Below are 24,582 nucleotides of genomic sequence, written 5' to 3' on the forward strand. Positions count from 1 at the left end.
ATGCGCGAATACGGCAGGTTCTACATCGGCGGCGCCTGGGTCGATCCGGTCCGAACGGACCTCTTCGAGGTCGTGAACCCGGCGACCGAGCAGGTCTGCGGCCGGGTCGCGAGCGGATCGGCGGCCGACGTCGACGCGGCCGTGGCGGCTGCCCGCGCGGCCTTTCCCGCCTGGTCGACTACCACGGTCGCCGAACGAGTTTCGGTGCTGCGGGCGATCGGCGAGCAGTACGCCAAACGGTCCTCGGATCTGGCCGCGGCCCTGACCGAGGAGATGGGCGCGCCCGCCGCGCTGGCGGGCGGGTTCCAGCTGAATCTGGGCACCGGGCACCTGGACACCGCCATCGAGGTGCTCGAGCGCTTCGCCTTCGAGGAGCAGCGCGGGGACACCCGCATCGTGCGCGAGCCGATCGGGGTGTGCGGACTCATCACGCCGTGGAACTGGCCGTTGAGCCTGATCGCGGTGAAGGTGTTCCCGGCGTTGGCCACCGGGTGCACCATCGTGCTCAAGCCGGCCGAACGCGCGCCGTTCAGCGGTCAGATCTTCGCCGAGATCCTCGATGCCGCAGGGGTTCCCGGGGGCGTGTTCAACCTGGTTCAGGGTGATGGCCCGAGCGTGGGCGTGCCGTTGTCGGCGCATCCGGACGTGGATCTGATCTCCTTCACCGGGTCCACGCGCGCCGGGATCGAGGTCGCCCGCAACGCGGCGCCCAGCGTCAAACGGGTCGTGCAGGAACTCGGCGGCAAGAGCCCGAACATCGTGCTCGACGACGCGAACCTGGCGGCCAACGTCGCCGCCGCCATCGGCCCGGTCATGATGAACACCGGCCAGACCTGTAGCGCCCTGACCCGCATGCTGGTTCCCCGGGCCCGCATGGACGAGGCCGTCACGGCCGCGCGCACCGCCGCCGCGGCGCTCACCGTCGGCGACCCCACCGGCGATGTCGCACTCGGCCCGGTGGTTTCGGGACCGCAGTTCGAGAAGGTGCAGGGCCTGATCAAGCGGGGCATCGACGAAGGCGCGACCCTGGTGATCGGCGGTACCGGGCGACCGGACGGGCTGACCACCGGCTACTACGTCAAGCCGACGATCTTCGCGAACGTCACCAATGACATGACGATCGCGCGCGAGGAGATCTTCGGGCCGGTGCTCTCGATTCTCGGCTACGACGACATCGACCACGCCGTGGACATCGCCAACGACACCGAATACGGCCTGGCCGCCAACGTCGCCGGGGCCGACCCGGAACAGACCCGCGCGGTGGCCCGGCGGCTGCGCGCCGGGTACGTCACCATCAACGACGCGTTCGACTTCCACTGCGCGTTCGGCGGCTATCGCAAGAGCGGAAACGGCAGGGAGTGGGGCGAGTTCGGCTTCCACGACTACCTGGAGATCAAGAGCATCGTGGGCTACGGCGCCTGATCACCCTCGGAGTCAGCGCCTGATCACGCTCGATATCGCCCCGTGAGCATCGTGCTCGCGGGGCGATCTCGTGTCCAGGATGGGGCTACGACGGGCCGAGGGGCCCGGCCGGTTGGCCCGGCCCGGCCACCGATTCCAGCTGGGCCGAGGCCGGCTGCGGCGGGTTGGCCGGCTGAGCGGGAGCGACCACCAGGCGGGACGGGACCAGGACCACCGCGCGGACGCCGCCGTAGTCCGATTCACCCAGGCGCACGACGATGCCGTGCCGGGCCGCGAGGCGGGCCACCACGAAGAGGCCGAGACGCGAGTCTTCGAAGAGGGTGTGCACACCGAAATCCGGTGGGGTGGAGAGCATATGGTCCAGCCGCTGCTTCTCCGACGCGGGCAGGCCGACGCCCTGGTCGATGATCTCGATCGCCACGCCCTTGCCGACGACGGTGCCGATGATCTCCACCGGCGCCTTCGGCGGCGAGAACGCCACGGCGTTGTCGATCAGCTCGGCCAGCAGGTGCAACAGGTCCGCCACCACGGTCCCGGCGACCGCCACGTCGGGCATGCGGGTGATCCGGGAGCGGGTGTAGTCGATGGTCTCCCCGACCCCGGAGCGCACCACCTCCATGAGCGAAACCGGTTGCCGCCATTGGCGTCCCGGCTGACCGCCCGCCAGAATGATCAGATTCTCGGCGTTGCGGCGTTCGCGGGTGACCAGATGATCGAGCCGGAAGAACACCTCCAGCAGGGCCGGATCCTCCTGGGACGCTTCGACGTCGTCGAGGATCTCGAGCTGGCGGTGCACCATCACCTGACTGCGGTGCGCGATATTGAGCACCACCGATTCGACGCCGCCGCGCGTGCGGGCCTCGGTCACCGCCGCGGAGATCGCGATGGTGTGCGCGTGCCCGAAAGCGTCCGCCACCTGCCCGATCTCGTCGTCGCCGAAATTCAGGACCGCGACTTCCGCGGCGGGCTCCACGGTTTCGCCCGCGCGCAGACGCCGCATCACCTCGGGCAGGCCGGTATTGGCCAGCGCCAGGGTGCGATTGCGCAGTCGCCGCAGTCGGCGAATGATGCGGTCGGCCAGCAGCAGCGCGACCGCGATCGCGCCGGCGGCCAGCAGCAGCACGGCGGTTCCGGCCAGCATCGCGTCCCCGCGCGTGGCCTTGGCGGCCTCGATGGCCAGGGTCTGAGCCCGGTGATTGTGCGCGTTCCAGAACCCGGTCAGGACCGTCGAGACCTCGGTGACCGCGTCCTGCCATTCCTGGGTACTGACCGGCAGCGGGGTCGCGAACAGTGCCTGCATCGCGCTGCCGGTGAGACCCGAGGCCGCGGCGATCCGGCGGGCGTCGGCGCGCTGCAGGAGAGCGCTCTCCACCCCGGTCATGCGCTTCCACGCCATCGATTGCAGCAGGCGCTGCGCACCCTGGGCCTGATCGGAGGACAGGTCCTTGGCGAAGTTCTCGACCAGGCTGTGCGCGTACCCGACCAATCGCTGATATTCGGCGGCGAGCACGTCGGGCAGCCCACCGTCGCCGGCCAGCGACGCCGCGAGGGCATTGGCCCGATTCAGGGCCTCCTGCGCGGTGAGGGCCTCCGCGGCCAGGTTCAGCTTGCCCGCGCTCTCCGCGTTGGGAGCCTGGTCCTGGATCATGCGGGTGCCCAGGATGACCATGTCGGGCAGGCGGCCGTAGAAGGCGTAGGCCTCGTTCAGGCTCACCGCTCCCGCGTCGAAGGCGGTGCGCTGACCGCCCAGCAGTTTCTCGAGCAGGTTCAGGTCACCGACCGAGTCCTTGAGGTCCTCGCGACCCAGCGCCCGCAGCGCGTCCTCGGTCGGATTCATCTGCCGCAGCGCCGAATCCACGCGCTGCCGGGCGGCCGCGAGCGCGCCCGGTTCGGGCGCCGACCCGGCGTAGATCCACAGGGTGACCTGGCGCTCCCGCTGGATGGCGGCCACCAGCTCCGAGACCGGGGCGATGCCGTCGAGCATCTTCGACGCCCACTCCTCGTCGTGCCGGCTGGTCGAGACCAGATAGCCGGTCGTGCCGACGCCGACCCCGAGCAACGTGAGGCTGGGAACGAGAGCGATTGCCAGGATGCGTACCCGCACACCGGGTTTCGCCTTGAACATCGGCAAAGTATAACGAGATCTAGATCACATGAACAATGCAATTCTCAAAATTGCATATCAAAACTTCCATATCAGGAAAGTCCCAGTTCGCGGGCGACGATCAGCTTCATGACCTCACTGGTGCCGGCGTAGATCCGGGCCACCCGCGCATCGGCGTAGAGCCGCGCGATCGGGTACTCGAGCATGTACCCGTAGCCGCCGAACAGCTGCAGGCAGCGATCGACCACCCGGCCCTGCACCTCGGTGCAGAACAGCTTCACGCGCGCCGCGTCGGCACCCGACAGCCTGCCCTCGACCAGTTCGCTCACCGCCCGGTCCACCATGGCCTGGGCGGCCTCCACCTCGGCCGACATGGCGGCCAGTTCGAACTTGGTGTTCTGGAACGAGGACACCGGCGTCCCGAAGGCCTTGCGCTGCTTGACGTAATCCACGGTCGCGGCGATGGCCGCCCCAGCCTGGGCTACCGAGCCGACCGCGACGGTGATCCGCTCCTGCGGCAGATTCCGCCCCAGGTAGCCGAACGCCGCCCCGTCCTCCCCGAGTCGATTCGCCTGCGGCACGCGCACATTGTCGAAGTTCAGCTCCATCGTGTCCTGCACCTTGCAGCCCAGCTTCTCCAGCATTCGGCCGCGAGTGAACCCGGCCATGCCGTCCTCCACCACCAGCAGGGTCAGACCCGCCCGGCGGTTCTCCGGATCGGTCGCCGTGCGGGCGACCACGATGATCAGATCAGCGTGCAGGCCGCCGGTGATGAAGGTCTTGGCGCCGTTGAGGATATAGTCGTCCCCGTCGCGCACCGCGCGGGTGCGCATGCCCGCCAGATCCGAACCGGTCCCGGGCTCCGTCATGGCGATGGCGGTCAGCAGCCTCCCCGCGGCCAGCCCAGGGAACCAGCGTTCCCGCTGTGCGGCGTCGGCGTATTCGAGGAAGTAGGGCAGGATGACATCGAGCTGGGTGCGCACGGTGCCCAGGGTCACCAGCGCCCGTGCCGCCTCCTCCTGCAACACCATGTTGAACCGGTAGTCCCGCAGGCCCGCGCCGCCGTACTCCTGCGGCAGCGCGATGCCCAGCATGCCGAGATCGCCCATGGCGCCGAAGATCTCCCGCGGCATGAGTCCGGCCCGTTCCCAGTCGGCGTAGTCGGGCACGATCTTCTGCTTCACGAAATCCCGGACCAGCAAGCGGAATTCGTCGTGTTCGGAGGTGAACAGGTCGCGGCGCACGATGGGCCCTCTCGATCAGGGGATGAGTTCGACGACGGTGGCGTTGGCGGTGCCGCCGCCCTCGCACATGGTCTGCAGGCCGAATCGAATCCCGTTGTCCCGCATGTGATGGATCATGCGGGTCATCAGCACCGCGCCGGACCCGCCGAGCGGATGGCCCAGTGCGATCGCGCCGCCGAGCGGGTTGACCAGGGCGAGGTCCGCTCCGGTCTCGGCCAGCCAGGCCAGCGGGACCGGGGCGAACGCCTCGTTCACCTCGAAGACCCCGATATCTGCCAGGGACACCCCGGCTTTGGCCAGTACTTTGGCGGTGGCCGGGATGGGGCCGGTGAGCATGAGCACCGGGTCCGCGCCGGCCACCGCGCCCGCCCGGTAGCGCGCGAGGGGGGTCAGCCCGAGTTCGCGTGCCTTGTCCGGGGTGGTGAGCAGCAGCGCCGCGGCGCCGTCGGAGATCTGCGACGAATTGCCCGCGTGCAGCACGCCGTCCTCCTGGAAGGACGGCGACAGCCCGGCCAGGCTCTTCACGCTGGTGCCGCGCCGCACACCCTCGTCGGCGCTCACGGTGCCCGAATCGGTTGTCACCGGCATGATCTGGGCGTCGAACGCGCCCGCGTCCTGCGCGCGGGCGGCCAGCTCGTGTGATCGAGCGGCATAGTCGTCGACCCGGGTACGGTCGAGCGCCCACTTGACGGCGATCAGTTCGGCCGACAGGCCCTGGTTGAAGGAGAACCCGTCGTATCGCGCCAATGCCTGTGGACCGTAGGGCATTCCGGTGCCCCGGGCCGCGCCCAGCGGGACCCGGCTCATCACCTCCACCCCACCCGCGACCACGAGATCCTGCTGCCCGGACGCCACGGCCTGGGCGGCGAAGTCCACGGCCTGCTGACTCGAACCGCACGCGCGGTTGACGGTGGTCCCCGGCACCGATTCCGGCCAGCCCGCCGCCAGCACCGCGTAGCGGGCGATGTTGCTGGACTGATCCCCGACCTGGGAGACGCAGCCCCAGATCACGTCGTCGACGAGCACCGGGTCGATCCCGGTTCGCGCAGCCAGCTCGTTGAGCACCTGCGCCGACAGATCGGCGGGGTGCACCCCGGACAATCCGCCGCCGCGCCGCCCGACGGGGGTGCGAACCGCACCCGCCACAATGACTTCCCGCATCGCTCATGCTCCGTTCTCGGTCGATGTCGCCGCGTGCTCGGGTCCCCGGCGCGGCGCGGTCCAGCGACCGGTGAACCGGGGTTCGCGGCGCTGGGCGAACGCCGCGTAGGCCTCGGGGGCGTCCGCGGTCGCGAAATTGAGGCCCTGGGCGCGAGCTTCGGCGGCGAGCGCGTCCCGGAACGCCGTCTCCGCGCCCGCGTCCAGCAGGGCTTTGGTCTGGGCGAGCGCCACCGGCGGACCGACGGCCAACCGCTCGCCCAGCTCGTCGGTGAAGGCGTCGATGTCCGTCCCGGGCACCACCCAGGTGACCAATCCCAGCTCGAGCGCCTGTCCGGCGTCGATGGTCTCGGCCAGCAGGGCAAGGCGTTTGGCCTGTTGCAGTCCGATCAGGCGGGGCAGCAGCCAGGAGCCGCCCAGATCCAGGGTCAGCCCGCGCTTGGTGAAGATCTGGCAGAAGGTCGATTCCGGGGTCGCGACAACCAGATCGCAGCCCAGCGCCAGGTTCCAGCCCGCGCCCATCGCCACCCCGGCCACCTTCGCCACGGTGGGAATCGGCAGCTCGCGCAGCAGCAGTGCCACATCGGTCAGCGCCCGCATCCGGTACACCGGGTGCCGGAGGTCGGGTGCGCCGATGTCGGCGCCCGAGCAGAACGCGTCCCCGGCCCCGGCCACTATCAGCGCGCGCACCGAACGGTCATCGGCGGTGCGCCGCAGGGCTTCGGCCAGCGCGGACCACAGTGCCGGGTCGATGGCGTTCTTGCGGTGCGGGCGATTGAGGGTGAGGGTGCGGACGCCGTCCCGGTCGGTGCTCAACAGCACCGGCGGCTCGCTCATCACATCACCATGCCGCCGTCCACCGGCAGCACCTGGCCGGTGATGAACGACGCCGCGTCCGAGGCCAGGAACACGAAAGCGCCGGCGACCTCCTCGGGTTCGGCCCAGCGCCGCAGCGGAATTCGATTCAGCATCTGTTCGGCGAAGCGCTCATCGGTGCGAATGGTGGCGGTCATGGGCGTGGCGGCCAGCGGCGCCAGGGCGTTGACCAGAATGCGCTTGCGCGCCAGCTCTTTCGCCAGGGATTTGGTGATGCCGATGATCGCGGCCTTGGCGGCCGAGTAGTTCACCTGACCCAGGGTGCCGACCAGGGCCGCGGCGGAGGTGACGTTGATGATGCGGCCGGTGCCGTCGGTCGGCAGCGCGGCCAGTGCGGCCTGCGCGCAATTGATCGCGCCGAGCGCGTGAATGTCGAACAGTCGCCGCACCGACTCGGCGGTGGTGTCGGCGAACATCGCGGGGTCGGTCACCCCGGCGTTGTTGACCAGGATGTGCAGGGTGCCGCCGGTGGGTTCGGCGGCCGCGGCGACCGCGGCGTCGGCGGCGGACCGGTCCGCCACGTCGAGCGCGAAACTCGAAGCCGCGCCGCCGTTTCCGCGGATCTTCTCCGCCACGGCCGCGGCCGCGTCACCGTCCACGTCGGTGACCAGGACGGTCGCGCCGGCGGTGGCCAGGGCCTGTGCCACGGCCGCTCCGATGCCGCCCGCGGCGCCGGTCACCAGCGCCGAGCGCCCGGTGAGGTCGAATGGTGCGCGCTGGGTCATCAGTAACTCCTCGGCAGTCCCAGGGTGTGTGAACCCAGGTAGTTCAAGATCATTTCTTGGCTGATGGGCGCGATCCGCATGACGCGGGCCTCCCGGAAATAGCGCGACACGTGGTACTCCTCGGAGTAGCCCATGCCGCCGTGTGTCTGCAGCGCCCGGTCGGTGGCGGTGAAGCCGGCCTCCGCGCACAGGTATTTGGCGGTATTCGCCTCGCGCCCGCAGGGTTTTCCGTGGTCGTAGAGCCAGGTCGCCTTGCGCAGCATGAGCTCGGCGGCGTCCAAGTGGGCGAGAGAGTCCGCGAGCGGGAACTGCACGCCCTGGTTCATGCCGATGGGCCGGTCGAAGACCACGCGCTCGTTGGCGTAGCGCACCGCGCGGTCCAGGGCCACCCGGCCCAGGCCCAGCGCCTCGGCGGCGATGAGCATGCGCTCGGGATTCAGTCCGTCCAGCAGATACTGAAAACCCTTGCCCTCCTCGCCGACTCGATCCCGCACCGGGACGCGCAGATCGTCGATGAACAGCTCGTTGGAGCTGACCGCGTTGCGGCCCATCTTCTTGATCGGGCGGATATCGATGTGCGCACGGTCCAGATCGGTCAGGAACAGCGTCATGCCGTCGGTCTTCTTGACCACCTCGTCGTACGGGGTGGTGCGGGTGAGCAGCAGGATCTTGTCGGACTCCAGGGCTTTGGAGATCCACACCTTGCGCCCGTTGATCACGTAGTCGTCGCCCACGCGTTTGGCGAAGGTGGTGATGCGCGTGGTGTCCAGGCCCGCGGTCGGCTCGGTGACGCCGAAACATACATGCAGCTCACCGGTGGCCACGTGCGGCAGGGTCCGGGCCTTCAGCTCGTCGGACCCGTGCATCACCACCGGATTCATGCCGAAGATCGACATGTGGATCGAACTGGCGGCGTTCATGCCGCCGCCCGAGCGCGCCACCTCCTCGGCCAGCAGCGTGGCCTCGGTGATGCCCATGCCGTGCCCGCCGTACTGCTCGGGAATGGTGATGCCCAGCCATCCGCCCGAAGCGATCGCGGAGTAGAACTCGGACGGGAACTCGTGCGCCTGATCCTTTTCCATCCAGTACTGATCGTCGAAGCGCCGGGACAGTTCGGCGACAGCCTTGCGGATCAGGTGCTGATCCTCGGAGAGTTCGAAATTCATGCCCTCGGACATGGGTGGGGCCTGCCTTTCTCCTCGCACGGGGCCATCGGCCCCGTGGGCGCGCCGATGCGGGCGGAGTCTGCCGGTCCGCCCGCATCGGCGGCTCATCTCGACGGCCGAACGCGTCCGAACCGCACCGGCCTGTACCCCGGGGCGGCGGCGCGCCGACGACGGCCGTCATCGATCCCGGCACGTGGAGGCACCGGGATGTGTTCCGCGCCCGCCGGGCGAACTGCCCGGCGTGATCAGCGCGATGTCCGTGGGCCCGCGCTCAATCCGAGGCGGGCAGCGCCTTGGCGGCCTTGAGGGTCAGGGCCACGCCGTCGAGCGCGAGTTCGCCGCTGCCCGAACGCGTACACAGCAGCTCTACCTGTTCGGCGGCGTCGACGTAGCGCTTGCCGATCAGCGTGACCGCTTGGCCCGCATCGTCTTTCGGCTCGGCCGTGGCCGCGGCGACCATGGGCGAACCGCCACAGGTCAGGCTCACCGGTTCGGCGCTCGGCGTGCGCACCACGACCACTCGGGTCGCGCACACCGCGCTGGCCAGTTGCTCACCGGGTCGCAGAGACAATGTCGTCATCGTGAATCTCCTTCTCCGCCAGTCGATCCCCCAGAAGGGCGAGATCGTGCGATTGTCGTGCCAGCCAGAAGCGCAGGAATTCGGTCAGCGAATAACGCAGGAAGATCGCCGAACCGACCACGCTGGCGGCCACCCCGCCCAGCGCCAGGGTGATGGCGTCGCGCTGGGTCAGCGGGTTCTTGGTGCCGTGCGAGAGGAAGTACGCGGACAGCGCGAGCACCAGACCCGCCGCCATCAGGGCGATTCCGGTGCGCAGCCACAACCGGGCCCGCCCGGCGGCCGGATCGGGGATCTTCAGGTCGGTGAGTTCGCGGACGAAGCGGTCCGCGCGGGACTCGGTCATGTCGTACTTCCTAGATAGTGGGCTGCGAGGTCGTTGCGGAATTCGGCGTCGGGCCGCCCGTGCGCGGCGACCCGCCCGCGCACCAGCACGGCCGCGTGATCGGCGATGTCGAGGACGGCGGCCGCGAACTGTTCCACGACCAGCACCGCCACGCCCTGCCGGGCGATCTCGGCGACCTGCTCGTACAGCCCGCCGACCACCAGGGGCGCCAAGCCCATGGACAATTCGTCCAGCAGCAGCACGGCCGGATCGGTGGCAAGCCCACGGGCCAGCGCCAGCATCTGCTGTTCGCCGCCGGACATGGTGCCCGCGATCTGGTTGGCGCGCCGGGCCAGAATCGGGAACCGGGCGAACGCGGTCTCCTGGATCTCCGCACGCGAACGACCGGTGAAGGTCATCATCAGCAGGTTGTCCAGCACGCTGAGATTGGGAAAGACGCCGCGGCCCTCGGGAATCAGGCAGACGCCCGCGCGGGCCAGGTCCCGCGGATCCGCCCCGGTGACCACGCGATCACCCAGGACTACGTCGCCGCCGGTGACCGGATGGATGCCCGCCGCGACCCGCAGCGCGGTGGTCTTGCCCGCTCCGTTGGGTCCGAGCAGGGCAACCACCTTGCCCGCCGCGACGCTCAGATCGACGCCGTGCAGGACGGTGATCGCCCCGTAGGCCGCGCGCACACCGCGCAGTTCCAGCAGCGGGGTTTGCGCCGATATCGCTGTGGGAGGACTGCTCTCGATGGCGTCGGCCGACGCACCGGTGGCCGGCTCCTCGCTCACCGCCACCGCGCCCGGAGATCCGGCGGTGGTCGTCGCTCGCGAACTCATATCTCCCCCAGATAGGCGGCGATGACAGCCTTGTTCGCCTGCACCGCGGCGGGCGGGCCGGCGGCGATGACCGTGCCCAGGTCCAGGACGAACAGCTCGTCGCAGACCTCCATGACCAGTCCCATGTCGTGTTCGACCAGCAGGACCGCAGTGCCCTCGGCGGCCAGTGACCGCAGCAGCGCACCGAAGCGCTCGGTTTCGCTCGGATCCTGACCGGCGGCGGGCTCATCGAGCAGGACCAGGCTCGGGCGAGCTGCCATGGCGCGGCCCACCTCGACCAGACGGCCGGTGCCCGTGGGCAATTCGTCGGCCGAGGTATCAGCGAGGGCGGTCAGGCCCAGGCGTTCGAGCAGGTCGTCCACCGCGCGGGCCGCGCGCCGGCGCTCGGGTCCGAGTTCGGCGGCGACCAGCAGGTTGTCCCGAACGGTCAAGCGGCCGAACAGTTCCAGGCGCTGGAAGGTGCGGGCCAGGCCGTGCCGCGCCCGGCGGGCCGGACCGTGGCCGGTGACATCGCGGCCGCCGATCACCACGCGACCGGAGCCGGGGGCGCGCAGTCCGCAGATGACGTCGAACAGGGTCGATTTTCCGGCCCCGTTCGGTCCGATCAACCCGGTCACCGCACCGCTGCGGGCGTGCAGACCCGCGCCGTCGAGGGCACGGTGCCCGCCGAACGCGACGGTCACGTTCTCGACGTACAGGTGTGCGTCCTGGCTCACGATCGGCTGCGGCGCGGTGATCGTCGTGGCGTCCGCGGTTCCGGTCTCAGCGTGCGGTGGCGACGGCATGATCGAGCACCTCCCTGTCCTCGGGCATCCAGGGCTTGCGCACGCCCCACCATTCCATTGGCACCGCAACGGTTTCCGGCTCCGGCGGGCGGGCGCGGCGGGCGTGCCAGAGTCGTGCGCCGATGACGGCGAGCACCACTCCGCCGGTGAAGGACCAGCCGTCGATCACATCGGTTACATTGGCGATCCAGCACAGCGCGACAGCCAGCGCGAGCACCGGCGCGACGAGCCGATCACGCAGCGTGCCCAGCCATTCGGACCGCATACTCGCCAGCGCCCCGGTCCGCAGGACGCCGCCGCCGAAGGCGATGCCGCCCGCGGCGGGCAGTACCTGGGCCAGATTCGACAGGGCGGGCCAGAGCGCGGGGATCGCGGCCAGCGGACCGGCCAGCACCGCACCGGTGAACAGACCGGCCCCGACCATGCCGAGCCCGCCCATCACCACGATCAAGAAGATCGGCATGCCGGGCACCAGGCCGAACTGGTCGGAAGTCACCGCCTGCTGCTGCATGCCGTAGAGCGCGCCGCCCAGCCCGGCCAGGGCCGCCGACAGCGCGAACACCAGGATGCGGGCGGTCAGCGGATTGCCGCCCAGGGTCGCGTAGGCGGCCTCGCTGTCACGCAGCGCGATGAGACGGCGACCGAATCGACTGCGGCGCAGAGCGACCACCGCCAAGCCCGCCAGGGCCAGGCAGACGGCCGCGAAGACGGTGATCTCGGCGGTGGTATCGAGGGTGAACCCGAACAGGCTCGGGCCGACGAGCGAGACCGAGCCCTGTTCGAACAGCGCGACGCGGACGCCGAACAGCTCGAAGGGCGGCAGGTTGAACAACCAGCGGTCCAGGACGACCGCGAAGGCGGCGGTCGCCAGGGCCAGGTACACCCCCGAGAGCCGCAGCGCGGGGATCGCGATCACCGCGCCCGCCACACCCGCGGCGAGCATGGCCGCGGGCACCGCCCACCACTGCCCCGCCGCGCCCACCTGCGCGCAGGTCGCCGCGCCGATGCCGGCGAAACTCAACTGGCACAGCGAGATCTGGCCCGCGAACCCGGTCAGCGGCACGAACGAGAGCGCGATGACGCCGAAGGCGAAGATCGAACCGTAGGTGATGAGATCGGCTTCGGCGAGCACCGTCGCCAGCACCACGCCCAGCGCGGCCACGACCCCGGCGAACGCGGCCGAGCCGGACCAGGTGGGCAGCGGCACCGCGGCGAGGGTCCGGTCGCGACCGCGCAGGCGGCCGTGCGGGAACAGCAGCAGCGCCAGCAACAGCAGCAATGCCGGTGCGGCCAAACGCAATCCGGGCAGGTAGTCGTTCTGCGGCAGGTAGCCGGCGAGGTAGCTTTCCAGGCAGCCGACGACGATCGCGCCCACGAACGTCATGGGCAGATTGCGGAGCCGCCCGAAAATCGCGGCGGTGTAGGTGCTCACGATCAGCAGGGACAGTTGCGCGGCGTCCAGCGCCACCATCGGCGCGATGAGGATGCCGCCCACCGCGGCGAGCTCGATCCCGAGGATCCAGGCGAACCGGTTGGCCCGCCGGGGATCGGCCCCGGTCAGGCCCACCAGCGCGCGATCGTCCACGGTGGCTCGCATCTCCACGCCGATCCGGCTGCGATACAGCAGGATTCGCAGTCCCACCGCGACCGCGACGGCGACCGCCATCGTCAGAATCTGATGCCAGGTGACGGTCACCGCACCCACCCGAATCGGGGTGACATCGGCGAAGAAGGTCGGCAGCGACCGCGCGACGTTCGGATCCCAGACCCAGCGCGCCAGCACGATCAACCCGCTGAGCAGCGCGATGGTCATGACGAGTTTCTCGGCGTCGCCCAGCCCCTGGGTGGGGGCCAGGGCCCTACCGAACAACACCCCGAACAGGGGCGCGAACACCCCGAGCACCACGATCAGCGCCAGCGGCACCGGCCAGCCCCAGCCGATCGTGAACTGCCAGTACACGAATGCCGACACCATGCCGGCCGCACCGTGGGCGAAGTTGAACACACCGGTGGTGGTGTAGGTCAGCACCAGACCGCTGCCGATGACGGCGTAGATCGCCGCGGTGCTCAGGCCGACGACGCCGAAGGCGATGAACTGCTCCATCAGTGTCCCGTCACGTCAGTTCGTCTCCGTCACTTCAGATCGCTGAGGGACTTGCCGACATCGGCCAGCGTCACGGCCTTGGTGTACTCGCCCTGGAAACGGAAGGTCGGGATGTTGCATCGGAAGACCCCGGTGTCCGGCTTGAAGTCGATGCTCTTCCAGCCCTCGGGGGTCGCGCGCTGAACGTTGAAGCAGCGCACCTGCTCGCTCGCGGGGGTGGACAGGTTCACCGGCGCGGTCAAACCGCCTCCGGTCCACGCGGTTTCCTTGCGGGCGGCGTTGTAGACGCAGGCGCGGGTGAGTTGATCACCGCAGCCGGTCGCCGATTTCGCGAACAGCAGCCAGCTCTGGAACCCGCGCAATGCCGGGTAGGTGATGGCCGCGTCCGGGGCGTACTTGGCGAACAGCTCGCGCAGCTGCTTGACCGCGGGCACCTTGTCCGCGGAATCCAGCGGTGCGATCTCGCTCAGATCGGCGATGTTGTTCTGCGCCGACAGCGAGTTCTTCGCGGCCTCGATGAACGAGGGGTTGTAGGCGTTGCTGTTGGCGTCGATCCAGTCGGGCTTGTAGTCCATGCCGGTGAGCACGTCCTCGAGCTTGGCGAGCTGGCGGAAGTCGCCCAGGAAGATCAGCCCGCGTACGCCTTTCGCCTTGATGGCCTGCGCGTACGGCGTCCAGTCCGAGACGCCCGCGGCGGGGTACAGATCGTTGTAGACGATCGTCGCGCCGGCCGCGGTGAGCGAAGCCGCCATCTTCTCGGCGGTCGGCTTGACCGCGGGGGAATCGCCGACGATGAAGCCCACGGCACCGGCCGAGGCCGGGTACGCCTCCTTGATCAGCCAGTGTTCGGAACCGGTGTACTGATTGACCGGTCCGGCGGCCGAGGATCCCGCGGCGAGCTGCAGATCGGAGCCGGCGTTGGCGGCCTGCACGACCTGGCCGGGGAATTCGGGCAGCAGGCAGGACAGCCGGTCCTTCACGCCCAGCCCGTCCAGGGCCGCGCCGCCGCCGACGAGGAAGAAGTCCTCGCGACAGGACTCGATCATGCGCTGGCGATACTCCATGAGCTTGGCGTCGCGCATGTTCGCGACCAGCTTGCGGCCGTTGATGCCGCCCGCGGCGTTGCACCACTGGGTGAAAACCTTGGCGGTCTCGGAGAATTCGGGGTTCTTGGTGAACCCCATGTCGGTGAAGACGCCGATCTCGATCTCGCTGTCCGAGACCCCCTGCGCGGTGGAGCCTTTCGCGCTACCGGGCCCGCACACGCCGGTCAGGTCGCCGAAGTCGCCGGACGTGGCGCTCGCGACGGTGGGTTCCTCGGCGACGGGATCGTCGCCGCGCCCGCAGCCGGAAGCCAGCAGTGCCAGCGTCGTCAGGGCGATGAGCAATCGGCGTGTTCGGCGCGGTTTCACCGTGTGTCCTCCTCTGCGAGCCCCGGCATCGGACCTCGTTCGAGAAAATTACATTCTCCAATAGTGAGAATCAATATCCTGTCCCGCATCGGCCACGGTGCCGCGCCGCCCGGGTGGCGGCGGCCGGGCTGGATCCGGAGCACCGGACTCACCTGGCGTTGACAGCATGACACACCCGTGGAAATCTAGTAGTCACTTTATGAGAATCAGATTCTCCTCAGGAGGTGCGGATGCGGCTGCCACCCTTACCGGCAGACGAATGGGACGACCGGACCCGCAGTGCGCTACGCGCGCTGCTCCCCCGCGATCGACGTCACCCCGACGGCGCGGGCCCGGCCATGTCGACACTGGTGCGCCATCCCGACCTCACCGAGGCCTTCCTCGGTTTCGGGGTCTACGTCCTGTTCCGGTCCAGCCTGCCCGCACGGGTCCGTGAACTTGTGGTGCTGCGCGTGGCCCATCGCAGCTCGTGCGCCTACGAATGGGACAGCCACGTCTCGATCGCGGCCGAGGCCGGCATCACCCCCGAGGACATCGCCGCCATCCAGAGCGGCGTCAGCACCGACCCCTACGACCAGGCGGTCCTGACCGCGGTGGACGAACTCGCCGAGCACAACGCCCTCGGCGACCGCACCTGGGGCGAGCTGTGCTCGTACCTGGACGAGCGCCAGCTCATGGACTTCGTCTTCACCGTCGGCGGCTACAGCGTGCTGGCCATGGCGTTCAACAGCTTCGGTGTACAGCCCGAACACCACGAAAGGTAATGCGTTGGCACACTTCACCAAACCGGCAGCGGGAAGCTGGACCCAGAACTATCCCGAACTGGGGACCGAGCCGGTCGACTACACGGACTCCATCGACCCGGAGTTCTACGAGGCCGAGCGGCAGGCCATCTTCCGCAAGAGCTGGCTCAACGTGGGCCGGATCAACCGGCTGCCGCGCGGGGGCAGCTACTTCACCAAGGAACTGGCCTGCGTCGGCACCTCGCTCATCATCGTCAAGGGCACCGACGGCGAAGTCCGCGCCTTCCACAACATCTGCCGCCACCGTGGCAACAAGCTCGTGTGGGACGACTTCCCGAACGAGGAGACCGCCGGCACCTGCCGCCAGTTCACCTGCAAGTACCACGCCTGGCGGTACGACCTCACCGGCAAGCTCACCTTCGTCCAGCAGGAGAAGGAGTTCTTCGACCTGGACAAGGCCGATTACGGGCTCAAGAGCGTGCGCTGCGAGGTGTGGGAGGGGTTCATCTTCGTCAACCTCGATCCCGACGCCAAGCCGCTGGACGAGTACCTCGGCCCGCTGGCCAAGGGCCTCGAAGGCTACCCGTTCGCCGAGATGACCGAGGTCTACAGCTACCGGTCCGAAATCGGCGCGAACTGGAAGCTCTTCATCGACGCCTTCGCCGAGTTCTATCACGCGCCGATCCTGCATCAGAAGCAGGCGGTCAAGGACGAGGCCGACAAGCTCACCCAAACGGGTTACGAGGCACTGCACTACGAGATCGCCGCGCCGCACTCGATGATCTCGTCCTGGGGCGGTATGGCGCCGCCCAAGGACCTGGACATGGTCAAGCCCATCGAACGCGTCCTGCGCAGCGGGCTGTTCGGGCCGTGGGACGTGCCCGACATCGAGGGCCTGGACCCGTTGCCGACCGGGCTCAACCCGGCACGCCACAAGGCTTGGGGCATCGACGAATTCGAGTTCTTCCCGAACATGTCGCTGCTGTGCTGGGCGCCCGGCTGGTATCTCACCTACCACTACTGGCCGACCGCGGTGAACAAGCACATCTTCGAAGCCAGCCTGTACTTCGTTCCCGCGCGCACCGCGCGGGAACGCCTGGCCCAGGAACTGGCGGCGGTGACGTTCAAGGAGTACGCGCTCCAGGACGCCAACACCCTCGAGGCCACTCAGACCATGATCGCCACCCGCGAGGTCACCGATTTCCCGCTCAACGACCAGGAAATCCTGCTTCGCCACCTGCACAAGACCGCCCAGCGCATCGTCGAGGAGTACCGCAATGACAGCGCCAACTGAGCCCACGACCCAGCTCCCGGACGAATTCGCCGATCTGGAGCCATTTTCCGGCTGGATCCTGGCCACCGAGCCCGAGCGCTACGCCAAGCGCCTGGCCTCGACCATGGACGAGATGCAGGCGTTTTACGACGCCGCCTTCCCGCGGCTCGAACCGGCGATGGACTACATCGACAAGTTCGAGTTGAACGATCTGCCCGAGCCGGTGCGCGCACTGTTCCACCTGCTGCAATCCCTGGTGATGGTGTCGTTCCCCGTCGAGGTGTGGAAGCAGCCCCGGGTGCCGGATTCCGGCGCTGCGTGGGTGGACATCGTCTCCGAACCGGTGGTCTAGGGCGATGACGGCGCTGACGCTGAAGGCCGCGGGCCTGCTCGACATCGACACCGGCGAGATCATCCGGCCCGGACTGCTGCACATCGACGGCGAGCGGATCACCGGGGTCGGTGGTCCGGCGACCGGTGACGTGCTCGACCTCGGGGACGTCATCCTGCTGCCCGGGTTCATGGACATGGAGGTCAACCTCCTCATGGGCGGGCGCGGGGAAACCGGTCTGGCCTCCAGCGTCACCGACGATCCGGCGCTGCGCATGCTGCGCGCGGTGGGCAACGCCCGGCGCACCCTGCGCGCGGGTTTCACCACCGTGCGCAATCTGGGGCTGTTCGTCAAGACCGGTGGCTACCTGCTGGATGTGGCGCTGCGCAAGGCGATCGACGCGGGGTGGATCGAGGGACCCCGCATCGTCGCCGCCGGGCACGCCATCACCCCGACCGGCGGGCATCTGGATCCGACCATGTTCTCCGCCTTCGCCCCCGACGTGCTCTCGCTGTCGGTGGAGGAGGGGATCGCCAACGGCGTGGACGAGGTGCGCAAGGCCGTGCGCTACCAGATCAAGCATGGTGCGGACCTGATCAAGGTGTGCGTCTCGGGCGGGGTGATGTCGCTGACCGGAGCGCCCGGGGCGCAGCACTATTCGGACGAGGAGCTGCGCGCCATCGTCGACGAGGCGCACCGGCGCGGGCTCAAGGTGGCCGCGCACACCCATGGCGCGGACGCGGTGCGGCACGCGGTGGACGCCGGAATCGATTGCATCGAACACGGATTCCTGCTCGACGACGACGCCATCGACCGGATGGTGGAACACGGCACCTGGCTGGTGCCCACCACGCGGCTGGCCGACGCCATGGATGTGTCCAAGGCCGCGCCCGCGTTGCAGGCCAAGGCCGCCGAGATGTTCCCGCGCGCACGCACTTCGGTGCTGGCCGCGTACAAGGCGGGGGTGAAGATCGCGGTCGGCACCGACGCGCCCGCTATCCCGCACGGCCGCAACGCCGATGAGCTGGTGGCCCTGGTCGAGCGCGGCATCCCCGCGCTGGATGTGCTGCGGGCGGCGACGATACGCGGCGCCGAACTGATCGGGGTCACCGATCGCGGCCGGCTCGCACCCGGGCAGCTGGCCGATGTCATCGCGGTGCCCGATGACCCGATCGCCGACATCACCGTCACCCGGGATGTGTGCTTCGTGATGAAAGGCGGCAAGGTTCATGTCCAGAACCGATGATCTGCTCGAACTCCAGCAACTGCTGGCCCGGTATGCGGTTTCCATGACCAAGGGCGACATCGACGGCGTGCTGGCGGTATTCACCCCCGACGGCAACTACAGCGCCTTCGGTGACACCTACCCCCTGGACCAGTTCCCGGAGCTGGTTGAAGCGGCACCCAAGGGGCTTTTCCTGACCGGCACACCGGTTCTCGACATCGACGGGGACACCGCGACCGGTACCCAGCCGCTGTGTTTCGTCGAGCACAGCACCCACGACATGCGAATCGGGTACTACACCGACACCTACGAGCGTGGTGCGGACGGCTGGCGACTGCGAACCCGCCGGATGACGTTCATCCGACGCAGCGGTGAGCACGACTCCGGCATCCCGCACGCCTTCGAGCGTTCGAAAGCATGACCGCGACAACCGAACCGGGATCCGCGCCCACCGTCACCGATTTCCGGGACGGTGTGCGCGCCTGGCTCGACGCCAACGATCTGACTCCCCCGGCGGACCATTCGCTGGACGCCCAGGTCGTGCAGCTGGCGCGGGTGCGCCGGGCGCTGTACGAGGCGGGCTGGATGCGATACGGCTGGCCAGTGGCGGTCGGCGGGCTCGGCGGGCCCGCCGTGCTGCGCGCGGTCCTGGGCGAGGAGGTGGCGACCCGCGATCTCGCCGAACCCGGGATCTATTCGATGATCGAGGTGCTGGCCCCGACCGTCATCTCCTACGCGAGTGCCGAACTGGCCGCCGACCTCGTGCCCCGGCTGCTGTCCGGGGAAGAGCAATGGTGCCAGGGGTTTTCCGAGCCCGGCTCCGGCAGTGACCTCGCCTCGCTCAGCACCCGCGCGGTCCCGGACGGGGACAGCTGGGTCATCGACGGCCAGAAGGTGTGGACCAGTCTGGCCCAATACGCCACGCGCTGTGTCCTGCTCACCCGCACCGCGCCCGGCCACGACGGCATCACCGCGTTCCTGGTCGATATGGACACCCCCGGCATCACCGTGCGCCCATTGCGCACCATGCACGGGGTGGACGAGTTCGCCGAGGTCTACTTCGACAACGTCGTGGTCCCCGCGGACCGCATGCTCGGCGCGCCCGGCGATGGCTGGCGCGTGGCCATGGATCTGCTCCCCCACGAGCGCTCCACGTGCTTCTGGCATCGCATCGCCTACCTGTTCACGCGCCTGGATCGGCTGCTCGAACAGACCGCGATCCCCGACGACGCCGAACTCGGCGCGGCCTACCTGGCCCTGCACGCCGCCCGCTGCCGCTCCCGAATCACCCAGGACCGCTTGGCTTCCGGCGCACACCTGGGTCCGGAGACCTCCGTGGACAAGGTGTTGCTCGCCACCGCCGAACAACGCCTGTTCGACACGGCTCGCGAACTGCTGCCGGGCGCGATCGAATTCGACGATCCGGTGTGGCGTACCGAATACCTCTACTCGCGGGCGGCCACCATCTACGGCGGCACCGCCGAGATCCAGCGCAACATCATCGCCCGCCGCCTCCTCGACCTCGGCAAGGAGTAGCGATGCTCGCTCCCGACGAAACCCGGTTGCTCACCGAGACTTTCCGCAAGGTCCTGACAACCACCCCCGCGGCCGAGGTGGATGCGGCGCTGACCGGGGCGGGCTGGCCCGACCTGCTGATCGAGGACCCCGACACAGCCACCGCGCTGATGTTCCGCCTCCTGGGCGAAACCGGCACGCACGCACCGCTTCTCAACGACGTGCTGCTGCACGCCGCGGGTCACCCCCTCGGCGGCACGATGCCCCTCCCGAGCGCCGGCGGCCGCTGGCTCCTGTGGGACCGCACCGGCCGCCGCCCCGATGCCCTGGACCCCGACCTACCCCTGCACCCGATCCCCACCGGCGAGGAACTCCCCCTGGCCCCGGGCCGTCGTGCCCTGTCCTGGTGGCTCCTGGGTACCGGCCACGCGATGCTCACCCTGGCCCGAACCCACGCCCTGACCCGCACCCAGTTCGGCCGTCCCCTGTCCTCGTTCCAGGCGGTCCGACACCGCCTGGCCGAGTCTCTCGTTGCCCTGGAGGCCGCCGAGGCCACCCTGTCCGTGGCCACCGATGAATTGGGCGCTCTCCTGGCGAAAGCCGCCACCGGTCAGGCCGCGCTCACCACCGCCCGCCACTGCCAGCAGGTCCTGGCCGGTATCGGCTTCACCGCCGAACACGACCTGCACCGGCATGTGCGCCGGACCCTGGTGCTGGACGGGCTGCTCGGCAGCAGCCGCGAACTCACCCGCGAGGCGGGAGCGCTGATCCGGACGCTGGGCCACGCCCCCCGCCTGGCGCAACTGACCTGATCGACTACCCGCCCTGCATGCGCAGTTCCGCGTCCAGCGTGGCCGCGTAGTCGAGCAGCGCCGTGTGATCGGGGTCGGGTCCCAGCTGCTTCAGGACCGTGTCGCGATCGATCAGCACCAAACCCGGTGCGTCGGCGGCCGGTACGACCTGCACGCGGCCCTCGGCCATGACCAGGCAGGCGTCGGGATCCGCCGCGGCCAGCAGTTCCCGCAGGTGCGAGACGGTGACAGTGTCCATCGACGCATTCTCGCGCACCGGCCGCAGATCAGGCCCGATGCGCCCTTACGGCGTGGCGGCGACCGGTCGTGGCCCGGCGATCCCGACCCCGGCATACGGAGCGGAACTTCACCCGGTGCGGGTGATGCCCCACCCCCGATCCGGCCATAGCGTCGGTTCCGGCGAGGGCGGATCGCGCCCGAACGCGGTGATTCATGTCGGGAGTCGTTGGTCGTTCGAGCGAAGGAGTCAACCGTGGCGGCGAAGTATGCCGGCAAGATCGCCCACGATATCCGCGACTCGACCCCGGACTGGGGGCCGTTCGTCGAACCGAAAGCTCCCCCGGGCGCGCCGAACGTGCTCTACATCGTGTGGGACGACATGGGTTTCGGTTCGTGGGACCTGTACGGCGGGCTCATCGAGATGCCCAACATGAAACGCCTCGCCGACCGCGGGGTGCGGTTCACGCAATTCCACACCACCGCACTGTGTTCACCCACCCGCTCGGCGCTGCTCACCGGTCGCAGTCCGGGCTCCAACGGCATGTCCACGATCGGTGAGTTCGCGGACGGATACCCCAACAGTTCGTGCGTGATCCCGCCGGAGAACGGATTCATCTCCGAGGTTCTGCGGGCGCGGGGCTACAACACGATGGCGGTCGGCAAGTGGCATCTGTCCCCGGCGACGGAGATGTCGATGGGGGCCTCCAAACGCACCTGGCCGATCCAGCGCGGATTCGACCGCTTCTACGGGTTCCTGGGCGGATTGACCGACCAGTGGTATCCCGACCTGTGGTACGACAACCACCAGATCGACCCGCCCGCAACCCCCGACCAGGGCTATCACCTGTCCAAGGATCTGGCCGATCACGCGGTCGAATTCCTGTCCGACTCCCGGGCAACGGCACCCGGCAAACCGTGGATGATGTACTTCTGCCCCGGCGCCTGCCACGCACCCCATCACGTGTTCGAGGAATGGTCGGCGCGCTACCGCGGCACCTTCGACATGGGGTACGAACAGTATCGGGACATCGTGCTGCGTCGGCAGAAGGACATCGGCCTGCTGCCGGAGCACATCGAACTACCCGACATCAATCCGATGGCAGCGGAAATCAGCACGCCGTGGCCCGAATCGGAGGTCGTGCGCCCCTGGGACGAACTCGGCGAGGACGAACGCCGGCTGCTGATCAGGCAGGCCGAGGTCTACGCGGGGTTCGCGAGCTACACCGACGCCCAGGTCGGGCGGGTGCTCGATTTCCTGGAGCGCACCGGCCAATTCGACAACACGATCATCGTGACGCTCTCGGACAACGGCGCCTCGGCCGAGGGCGGCCCGCAAGGCTCGGTCAATGAAAACCGCTGGTACAACGGCATTCCGGAGGATCTGGCCGAGAACATCCGGCAGCTGGACGAACTCGGCACCGAATCGACCCACCCGCACTACTCCAACGGGTGGGCGATGGCGTTCAACACCCCGTTCAAGATGTACAAGGAGCACGCGTCCTGGGAAGGCGGCACGGCGGACCCGATGATCATCTCGTGGCCCCGCGGCCTACCGGCCGAGAACAGCGTGTGCCACAACTACATTCACGCGATGGACCTGGTGCCCACCCTGTACGAGTTGCTGGGGATCGAGCACCCGGACAAGATCGCCGGTGTGGCACAGAGCCCGATCGAGGGCATTGCCATGGCGCGGGTGCTGCGCGAACCCGGGGCCCTCAGTCCCAAACACTCGCAGTTCTATTCGATGCTGGGCACCCGCGCGATCTGGCGCGACGGCTGGCAGGCCAGCACGGTGCACGCACCGGCGCCCTCGGGATGGGGTCATTTCGACGATGACAAATGGGTGCTCTACCACCTGGATCACGACCGCAACCAAATGCACGACCTCGCCGCGGATGAGCCAGAACTGCTCGCCGAACTCGTCGCGCTGTGGGACGAACAGGCCGCGACGTTCAACGGCTACCCGCTCGACGACCGGACCGCGGCCGACCTCAACAGCATCGAGCAGCCCAGCGTCGCAGATACTTCCGGGCGTTTGACGCTGCTTCCCGGCGGCGCGGAGATCCCGGAACGGTCCTTCGTCATCGTCGGGCGCTCCTTTTCGATCTCGGCCACCATCACCGTTGAGGACCCGCACTGCTCGGGAATCCTGTTCGCCAGTGGCGGCCGATTCGGCGGGCATTCGCTGTATCTGCTCGACGGGGTGCCACACTACGTCTACAACTGGCTCGGCGAGCTCGAACAGAAACTGGTGTGCGAGTCCGCGCTACCCGTCGGACCGGTGACCGTCGTCGGCGTCGAGTTCGTCAAGTCCGGTCTCGACGGCCCGTCGCCGACCGGCACGGCGCGGTTGCTGATCGACGGCACTGTCGCCGCGGAACAGCAGATCAAGGTCCAGCCCGCGTTCTTCTCACTGTCCGGGGAGGGGTCCAACGTCGGACGTGACCGTGGTCAGCCGGTGTCGTCGGACTACCGATCCCCGTTCGCGTTGACCGGAGCCACCATCGACCACGTCACGGTCACCGCCGGTGACGACATCGACATCGACTTCGCCCGCGAATCGGAGGCTATGTTCCGGCGCGACTGACCCGGACCGCTCAGGTCTACTCGACCACGGAAGCGTGAGCCGCGACGATGCGCCAGCCGTGCGCGTCGTCGTGTGCCCAGGTGCGGGTGTAGCGCATCCGCGCCGCGAAGGGTGCGCCGTGCACGGTGCCCTCGACGGTGCCGAGGAACCACGTCACCCCGGTTGTGCCCGCCACGAGAACTGTCAGTTCCTCTTCCACCAGTTTGCTCATGACCTGGGCCTTGGTCCGGTGCACTTCGAGGTCGTCGGCCTTGGTGAACGTGTCCGCGCCCAGGGTGAAGATCAGCCGATCGTCGAGCAACTCGTCGAGCGCGTGAACATCACCGGCGAGCTGCGCCTGCTGTAGTCGCCGCTCGGCTTCCCGCAAATCCTTCTCCATGACCTTCACTCTGCCAGCTCGGTTCCGGCCCGGCCCGTCCCGGCGTTTCGCGAACAGCGAAACGACACAGCCGATCCCGACGAATCGGTCAGGGGCGATCGAATGCCCGGAGCCGGGCGGACCGATGTGCTGAACTGGCACGATGACCGTGCCGTACACGCTGGTAATGGACCTCGTCGGGGCCTATGTCGAAAGTGACCGCACCCGCGTCGAATCGATCGGGACCGCGATCAGCGACAGCGGCCACATCGATGACCTGCACGAGGTGATCAACGCCTTCGCCACCACATTGCTGACCGAGAACAGCGACCTGATCGCCGCGCTGCCCCCGGGCCGACTGCAAGCCGCGATCCTCGACTGCCTGGCCGTCCTGCCGCCGAACGCGGACCTCGACAGCGAGTTGATCATCGACCACATCCGGTCGGACCGGATCGACGAGGCGTTCACCCGGGCCCTGGGCACCGGCGACGGCGTGGCCGCCATCCACCTCACGGCCGCCTGGGTGGCCGCCGTCGGCGCGCTGTCGATCACCGAACCCCGGTAACATCCCGGCGCCCTGCAGGATTCGCAGGCCGGGCGGTGCACGGTCCGGATCGACCGGGCGTCGACATCGGATAACTCACCGACCCGGAAAGTCGCGAGTTCCGTCGGCTCATGTCCGTGCGACGACAGCACGGTGTCGTCCCCGAGCCCGCCGAAACGGCGATATGGCACGATCTCTCAGGCACGCCGGGGGGATCGTCGGCCGAATTTCG

The 24,582-nt window shown here is 68.7% G+C and carries 24 protein-coding genes; 10 read left to right on the plus strand and 14 right to left on the minus strand.

From position 1 onward, the window contains the following. Window positions 1-1,422 carry an aldehyde dehydrogenase family protein gene (locus tag ABZ319_RS01815; RefSeq protein ID WP_354984378.1) on the plus strand — a complete coding sequence of 474 codons (1,422 nt, stop codon included), beginning with the start codon at window positions 1-3 and terminating at the stop codon, window positions 1,420-1,422. An 85-nt stretch (window positions 1,423-1,507) separates the two neighbouring features. Here ABZ319_RS01815 and ABZ319_RS01820 read toward each other — a convergent pair whose 3' ends face one another. From ABZ319_RS01820 to ABZ319_RS01875, 12 genes are all read right to left on the minus strand, one after another. Then, the gene (locus tag ABZ319_RS01820; RefSeq protein WP_354984379.1) at window positions 1,508-3,547 is read right to left on the minus strand and encodes a nitrate- and nitrite sensing domain-containing protein; all 2,040 of its coding nucleotides are present in this window, start codon (window positions 3,545-3,547) and stop codon (window positions 1,508-1,510) included. 71 nt (window positions 3,548-3,618) lie between these two features. Next, window positions 3,619-4,770 carry an acyl-CoA dehydrogenase family protein gene (locus ABZ319_RS01825; protein WP_354984380.1) on the minus strand — a complete coding sequence of 384 codons (1,152 nt, stop codon included), beginning with the start codon at window positions 4,768-4,770 and terminating at the stop codon, window positions 3,619-3,621. A gap of 15 nt (window positions 4,771-4,785) precedes the next feature. Further along, on the minus strand, window positions 4,786-5,931 hold the full coding sequence (locus ABZ319_RS01830) for a thiolase family protein (RefSeq protein ID WP_354984381.1): 1,146 nt from the start codon (window positions 5,929-5,931) through the stop codon (window positions 4,786-4,788). A gap of 3 nt (window positions 5,932-5,934) precedes the next feature. After that, window positions 5,935-6,765, minus strand: coding sequence for an enoyl-CoA hydratase-related protein (locus tag ABZ319_RS01835; RefSeq protein ID WP_354984382.1), 831 nt, complete (start codon window positions 6,763-6,765; stop codon window positions 5,935-5,937). Next, window positions 6,765-7,529: an SDR family NAD(P)-dependent oxidoreductase gene (locus tag ABZ319_RS01840; protein ID WP_354984383.1), complete on the minus strand. Its 765-nt coding sequence runs from the start codon at window positions 7,527-7,529 to the stop codon at window positions 6,765-6,767. The genes ABZ319_RS01835 and ABZ319_RS01840 overlap by 1 nt, the downstream gene beginning before the upstream one ends. Beyond that, window positions 7,529-8,695, minus strand: a complete 1,167-nt coding sequence (locus ABZ319_RS01845; RefSeq protein WP_354984432.1) for an acyl-CoA dehydrogenase family protein — start codon at window positions 8,693-8,695, stop codon at window positions 7,529-7,531. Before ABZ319_RS01845 ends, ABZ319_RS01840 begins: the two co-directional genes overlap by 1 nt. Window positions 8,696-8,966: 271 nt before the next feature. Further along, entirely contained in the window at window positions 8,967-9,275 is a 309-nt protein-coding gene (locus tag ABZ319_RS01850) for a hypothetical protein (RefSeq protein ID WP_354984384.1), read from the minus strand. Beyond that, on the minus strand, window positions 9,247-9,618 hold the full coding sequence (locus tag ABZ319_RS01855) for a hypothetical protein (protein WP_354984385.1): 372 nt from the start codon (window positions 9,616-9,618) through the stop codon (window positions 9,247-9,249). The genes ABZ319_RS01850 and ABZ319_RS01855 overlap by 29 nt, the downstream gene beginning before the upstream one ends. Next, window positions 9,615-10,442 (minus strand): ABC transporter ATP-binding protein, encoded by an 828-nt coding sequence (locus tag ABZ319_RS01860; protein WP_354984386.1) that lies wholly within the window; start codon window positions 10,440-10,442, stop codon window positions 9,615-9,617. The genes ABZ319_RS01855 and ABZ319_RS01860 overlap by 4 nt, the downstream gene beginning before the upstream one ends. Continuing rightward, window positions 10,439-11,227, minus strand: coding sequence for an ABC transporter ATP-binding protein (locus ABZ319_RS01865; RefSeq protein WP_354984387.1), 789 nt, complete (start codon window positions 11,225-11,227; stop codon window positions 10,439-10,441). Before ABZ319_RS01865 ends, ABZ319_RS01860 begins: the two co-directional genes overlap by 4 nt. Continuing rightward, window positions 11,205-13,331: an ABC transporter permease gene (locus tag ABZ319_RS01870; RefSeq protein WP_354984388.1), complete on the minus strand. Its 2,127-nt coding sequence runs from the start codon at window positions 13,329-13,331 to the stop codon at window positions 11,205-11,207. The genes ABZ319_RS01865 and ABZ319_RS01870 overlap by 23 nt, the downstream gene beginning before the upstream one ends. A gap of 29 nt (window positions 13,332-13,360) precedes the next feature. Next, window positions 13,361-14,743, minus strand: coding sequence for an ABC transporter substrate-binding protein (locus ABZ319_RS01875; RefSeq protein WP_354984389.1), 1,383 nt, complete (start codon window positions 14,741-14,743; stop codon window positions 13,361-13,363). 230 nt (window positions 14,744-14,973) lie between these two features. Between ABZ319_RS01875 and ABZ319_RS01880 the strand changes: the two genes are divergently transcribed. The 7 genes from ABZ319_RS01880 to ABZ319_RS01910 are packed head-to-tail and all read left to right on the plus strand — an operon-like array spanning window position 14,974 to window position 20,642. Then, window positions 14,974-15,507: a carboxymuconolactone decarboxylase family protein gene (locus ABZ319_RS01880; protein WP_354984390.1), complete on the plus strand. Its 534-nt coding sequence runs from the start codon at window positions 14,974-14,976 to the stop codon at window positions 15,505-15,507. 4 nt (window positions 15,508-15,511) lie between these two features. Beyond that, complete coding sequence (locus ABZ319_RS01885; protein WP_354984391.1) at window positions 15,512-16,780, plus strand: aromatic ring-hydroxylating dioxygenase subunit alpha; 1,269 nt, start codon at window positions 15,512-15,514, stop codon at window positions 16,778-16,780. Then, a complete protein-coding gene (locus ABZ319_RS01890) occupies window positions 16,764-17,111 on the plus strand; it encodes a hypothetical protein (RefSeq protein ID WP_354984392.1) in 348 nt (115 codons plus the stop codon). Before ABZ319_RS01885 ends, ABZ319_RS01890 begins: the two co-directional genes overlap by 17 nt. A 4-nt stretch (window positions 17,112-17,115) precedes the next feature. Next, entirely contained in the window at window positions 17,116-18,336 is a 1,221-nt protein-coding gene (locus ABZ319_RS01895; protein WP_354984393.1) for an amidohydrolase family protein, read from the plus strand. Next, the gene (locus tag ABZ319_RS01900; RefSeq protein WP_354984394.1) at window positions 18,320-18,736 is read left to right on the plus strand and encodes a nuclear transport factor 2 family protein; all 417 of its coding nucleotides are present in this window, start codon (window positions 18,320-18,322) and stop codon (window positions 18,734-18,736) included. Before ABZ319_RS01895 ends, ABZ319_RS01900 begins: the two co-directional genes overlap by 17 nt. After that, window positions 18,733-19,851: an acyl-CoA dehydrogenase family protein gene (locus ABZ319_RS01905; protein WP_354984395.1), complete on the plus strand. Its 1,119-nt coding sequence runs from the start codon at window positions 18,733-18,735 to the stop codon at window positions 19,849-19,851. The genes ABZ319_RS01900 and ABZ319_RS01905 overlap by 4 nt, the downstream gene beginning before the upstream one ends. Before the next feature lie 2 nt (window positions 19,852-19,853). Then, window positions 19,854-20,642, plus strand: coding sequence for an acyl-CoA dehydrogenase family protein (locus ABZ319_RS01910; protein ID WP_354984396.1), 789 nt, complete (start codon window positions 19,854-19,856; stop codon window positions 20,640-20,642). Between the two features lie 4 nt (window positions 20,643-20,646). Here the strand turns inward: ABZ319_RS01910 and ABZ319_RS01915 are convergent, their stop codons facing one another. Next, window positions 20,647-20,880 (minus strand): hypothetical protein, encoded by a 234-nt coding sequence (locus ABZ319_RS01915; RefSeq protein ID WP_354984397.1) that lies wholly within the window; start codon window positions 20,878-20,880, stop codon window positions 20,647-20,649. 234 nt (window positions 20,881-21,114) lie between these two features. Between ABZ319_RS01915 and ABZ319_RS01920 the strand changes: the two genes are divergently transcribed. Next, a complete protein-coding gene (locus tag ABZ319_RS01920; protein WP_354984398.1) occupies window positions 21,115-23,448 on the plus strand; it encodes an arylsulfatase in 2,334 nt (777 codons plus the stop codon). A 16-nt stretch (window positions 23,449-23,464) separates the two neighbouring features. On the opposite strand, the gene ABZ319_RS01925 is transcribed toward ABZ319_RS01920, so the two are convergent. Next, entirely contained in the window at window positions 23,465-23,827 is a 363-nt protein-coding gene (locus tag ABZ319_RS01925) for a nuclear transport factor 2 family protein (RefSeq protein WP_354984399.1), read from the minus strand. 142 nt (window positions 23,828-23,969) lie between these two features. Here ABZ319_RS01925 and ABZ319_RS01930 point away from each other — a divergent pair, with 142 nt between their 5' ends. Continuing rightward, the gene (locus ABZ319_RS01930) at window positions 23,970-24,371 is read left to right on the plus strand and encodes a hypothetical protein (protein ID WP_354984400.1); all 402 of its coding nucleotides are present in this window, start codon (window positions 23,970-23,972) and stop codon (window positions 24,369-24,371) included. Window positions 24,372-24,582: the final 211 nt, after the last annotated feature.

It is taken from the genome of Nocardia sp. NPDC005978 (assembly GCF_040614455.1).
Taxonomy (GTDB): Bacteria; Actinomycetota; Actinomycetes; order Mycobacteriales; family Mycobacteriaceae; genus Nocardia.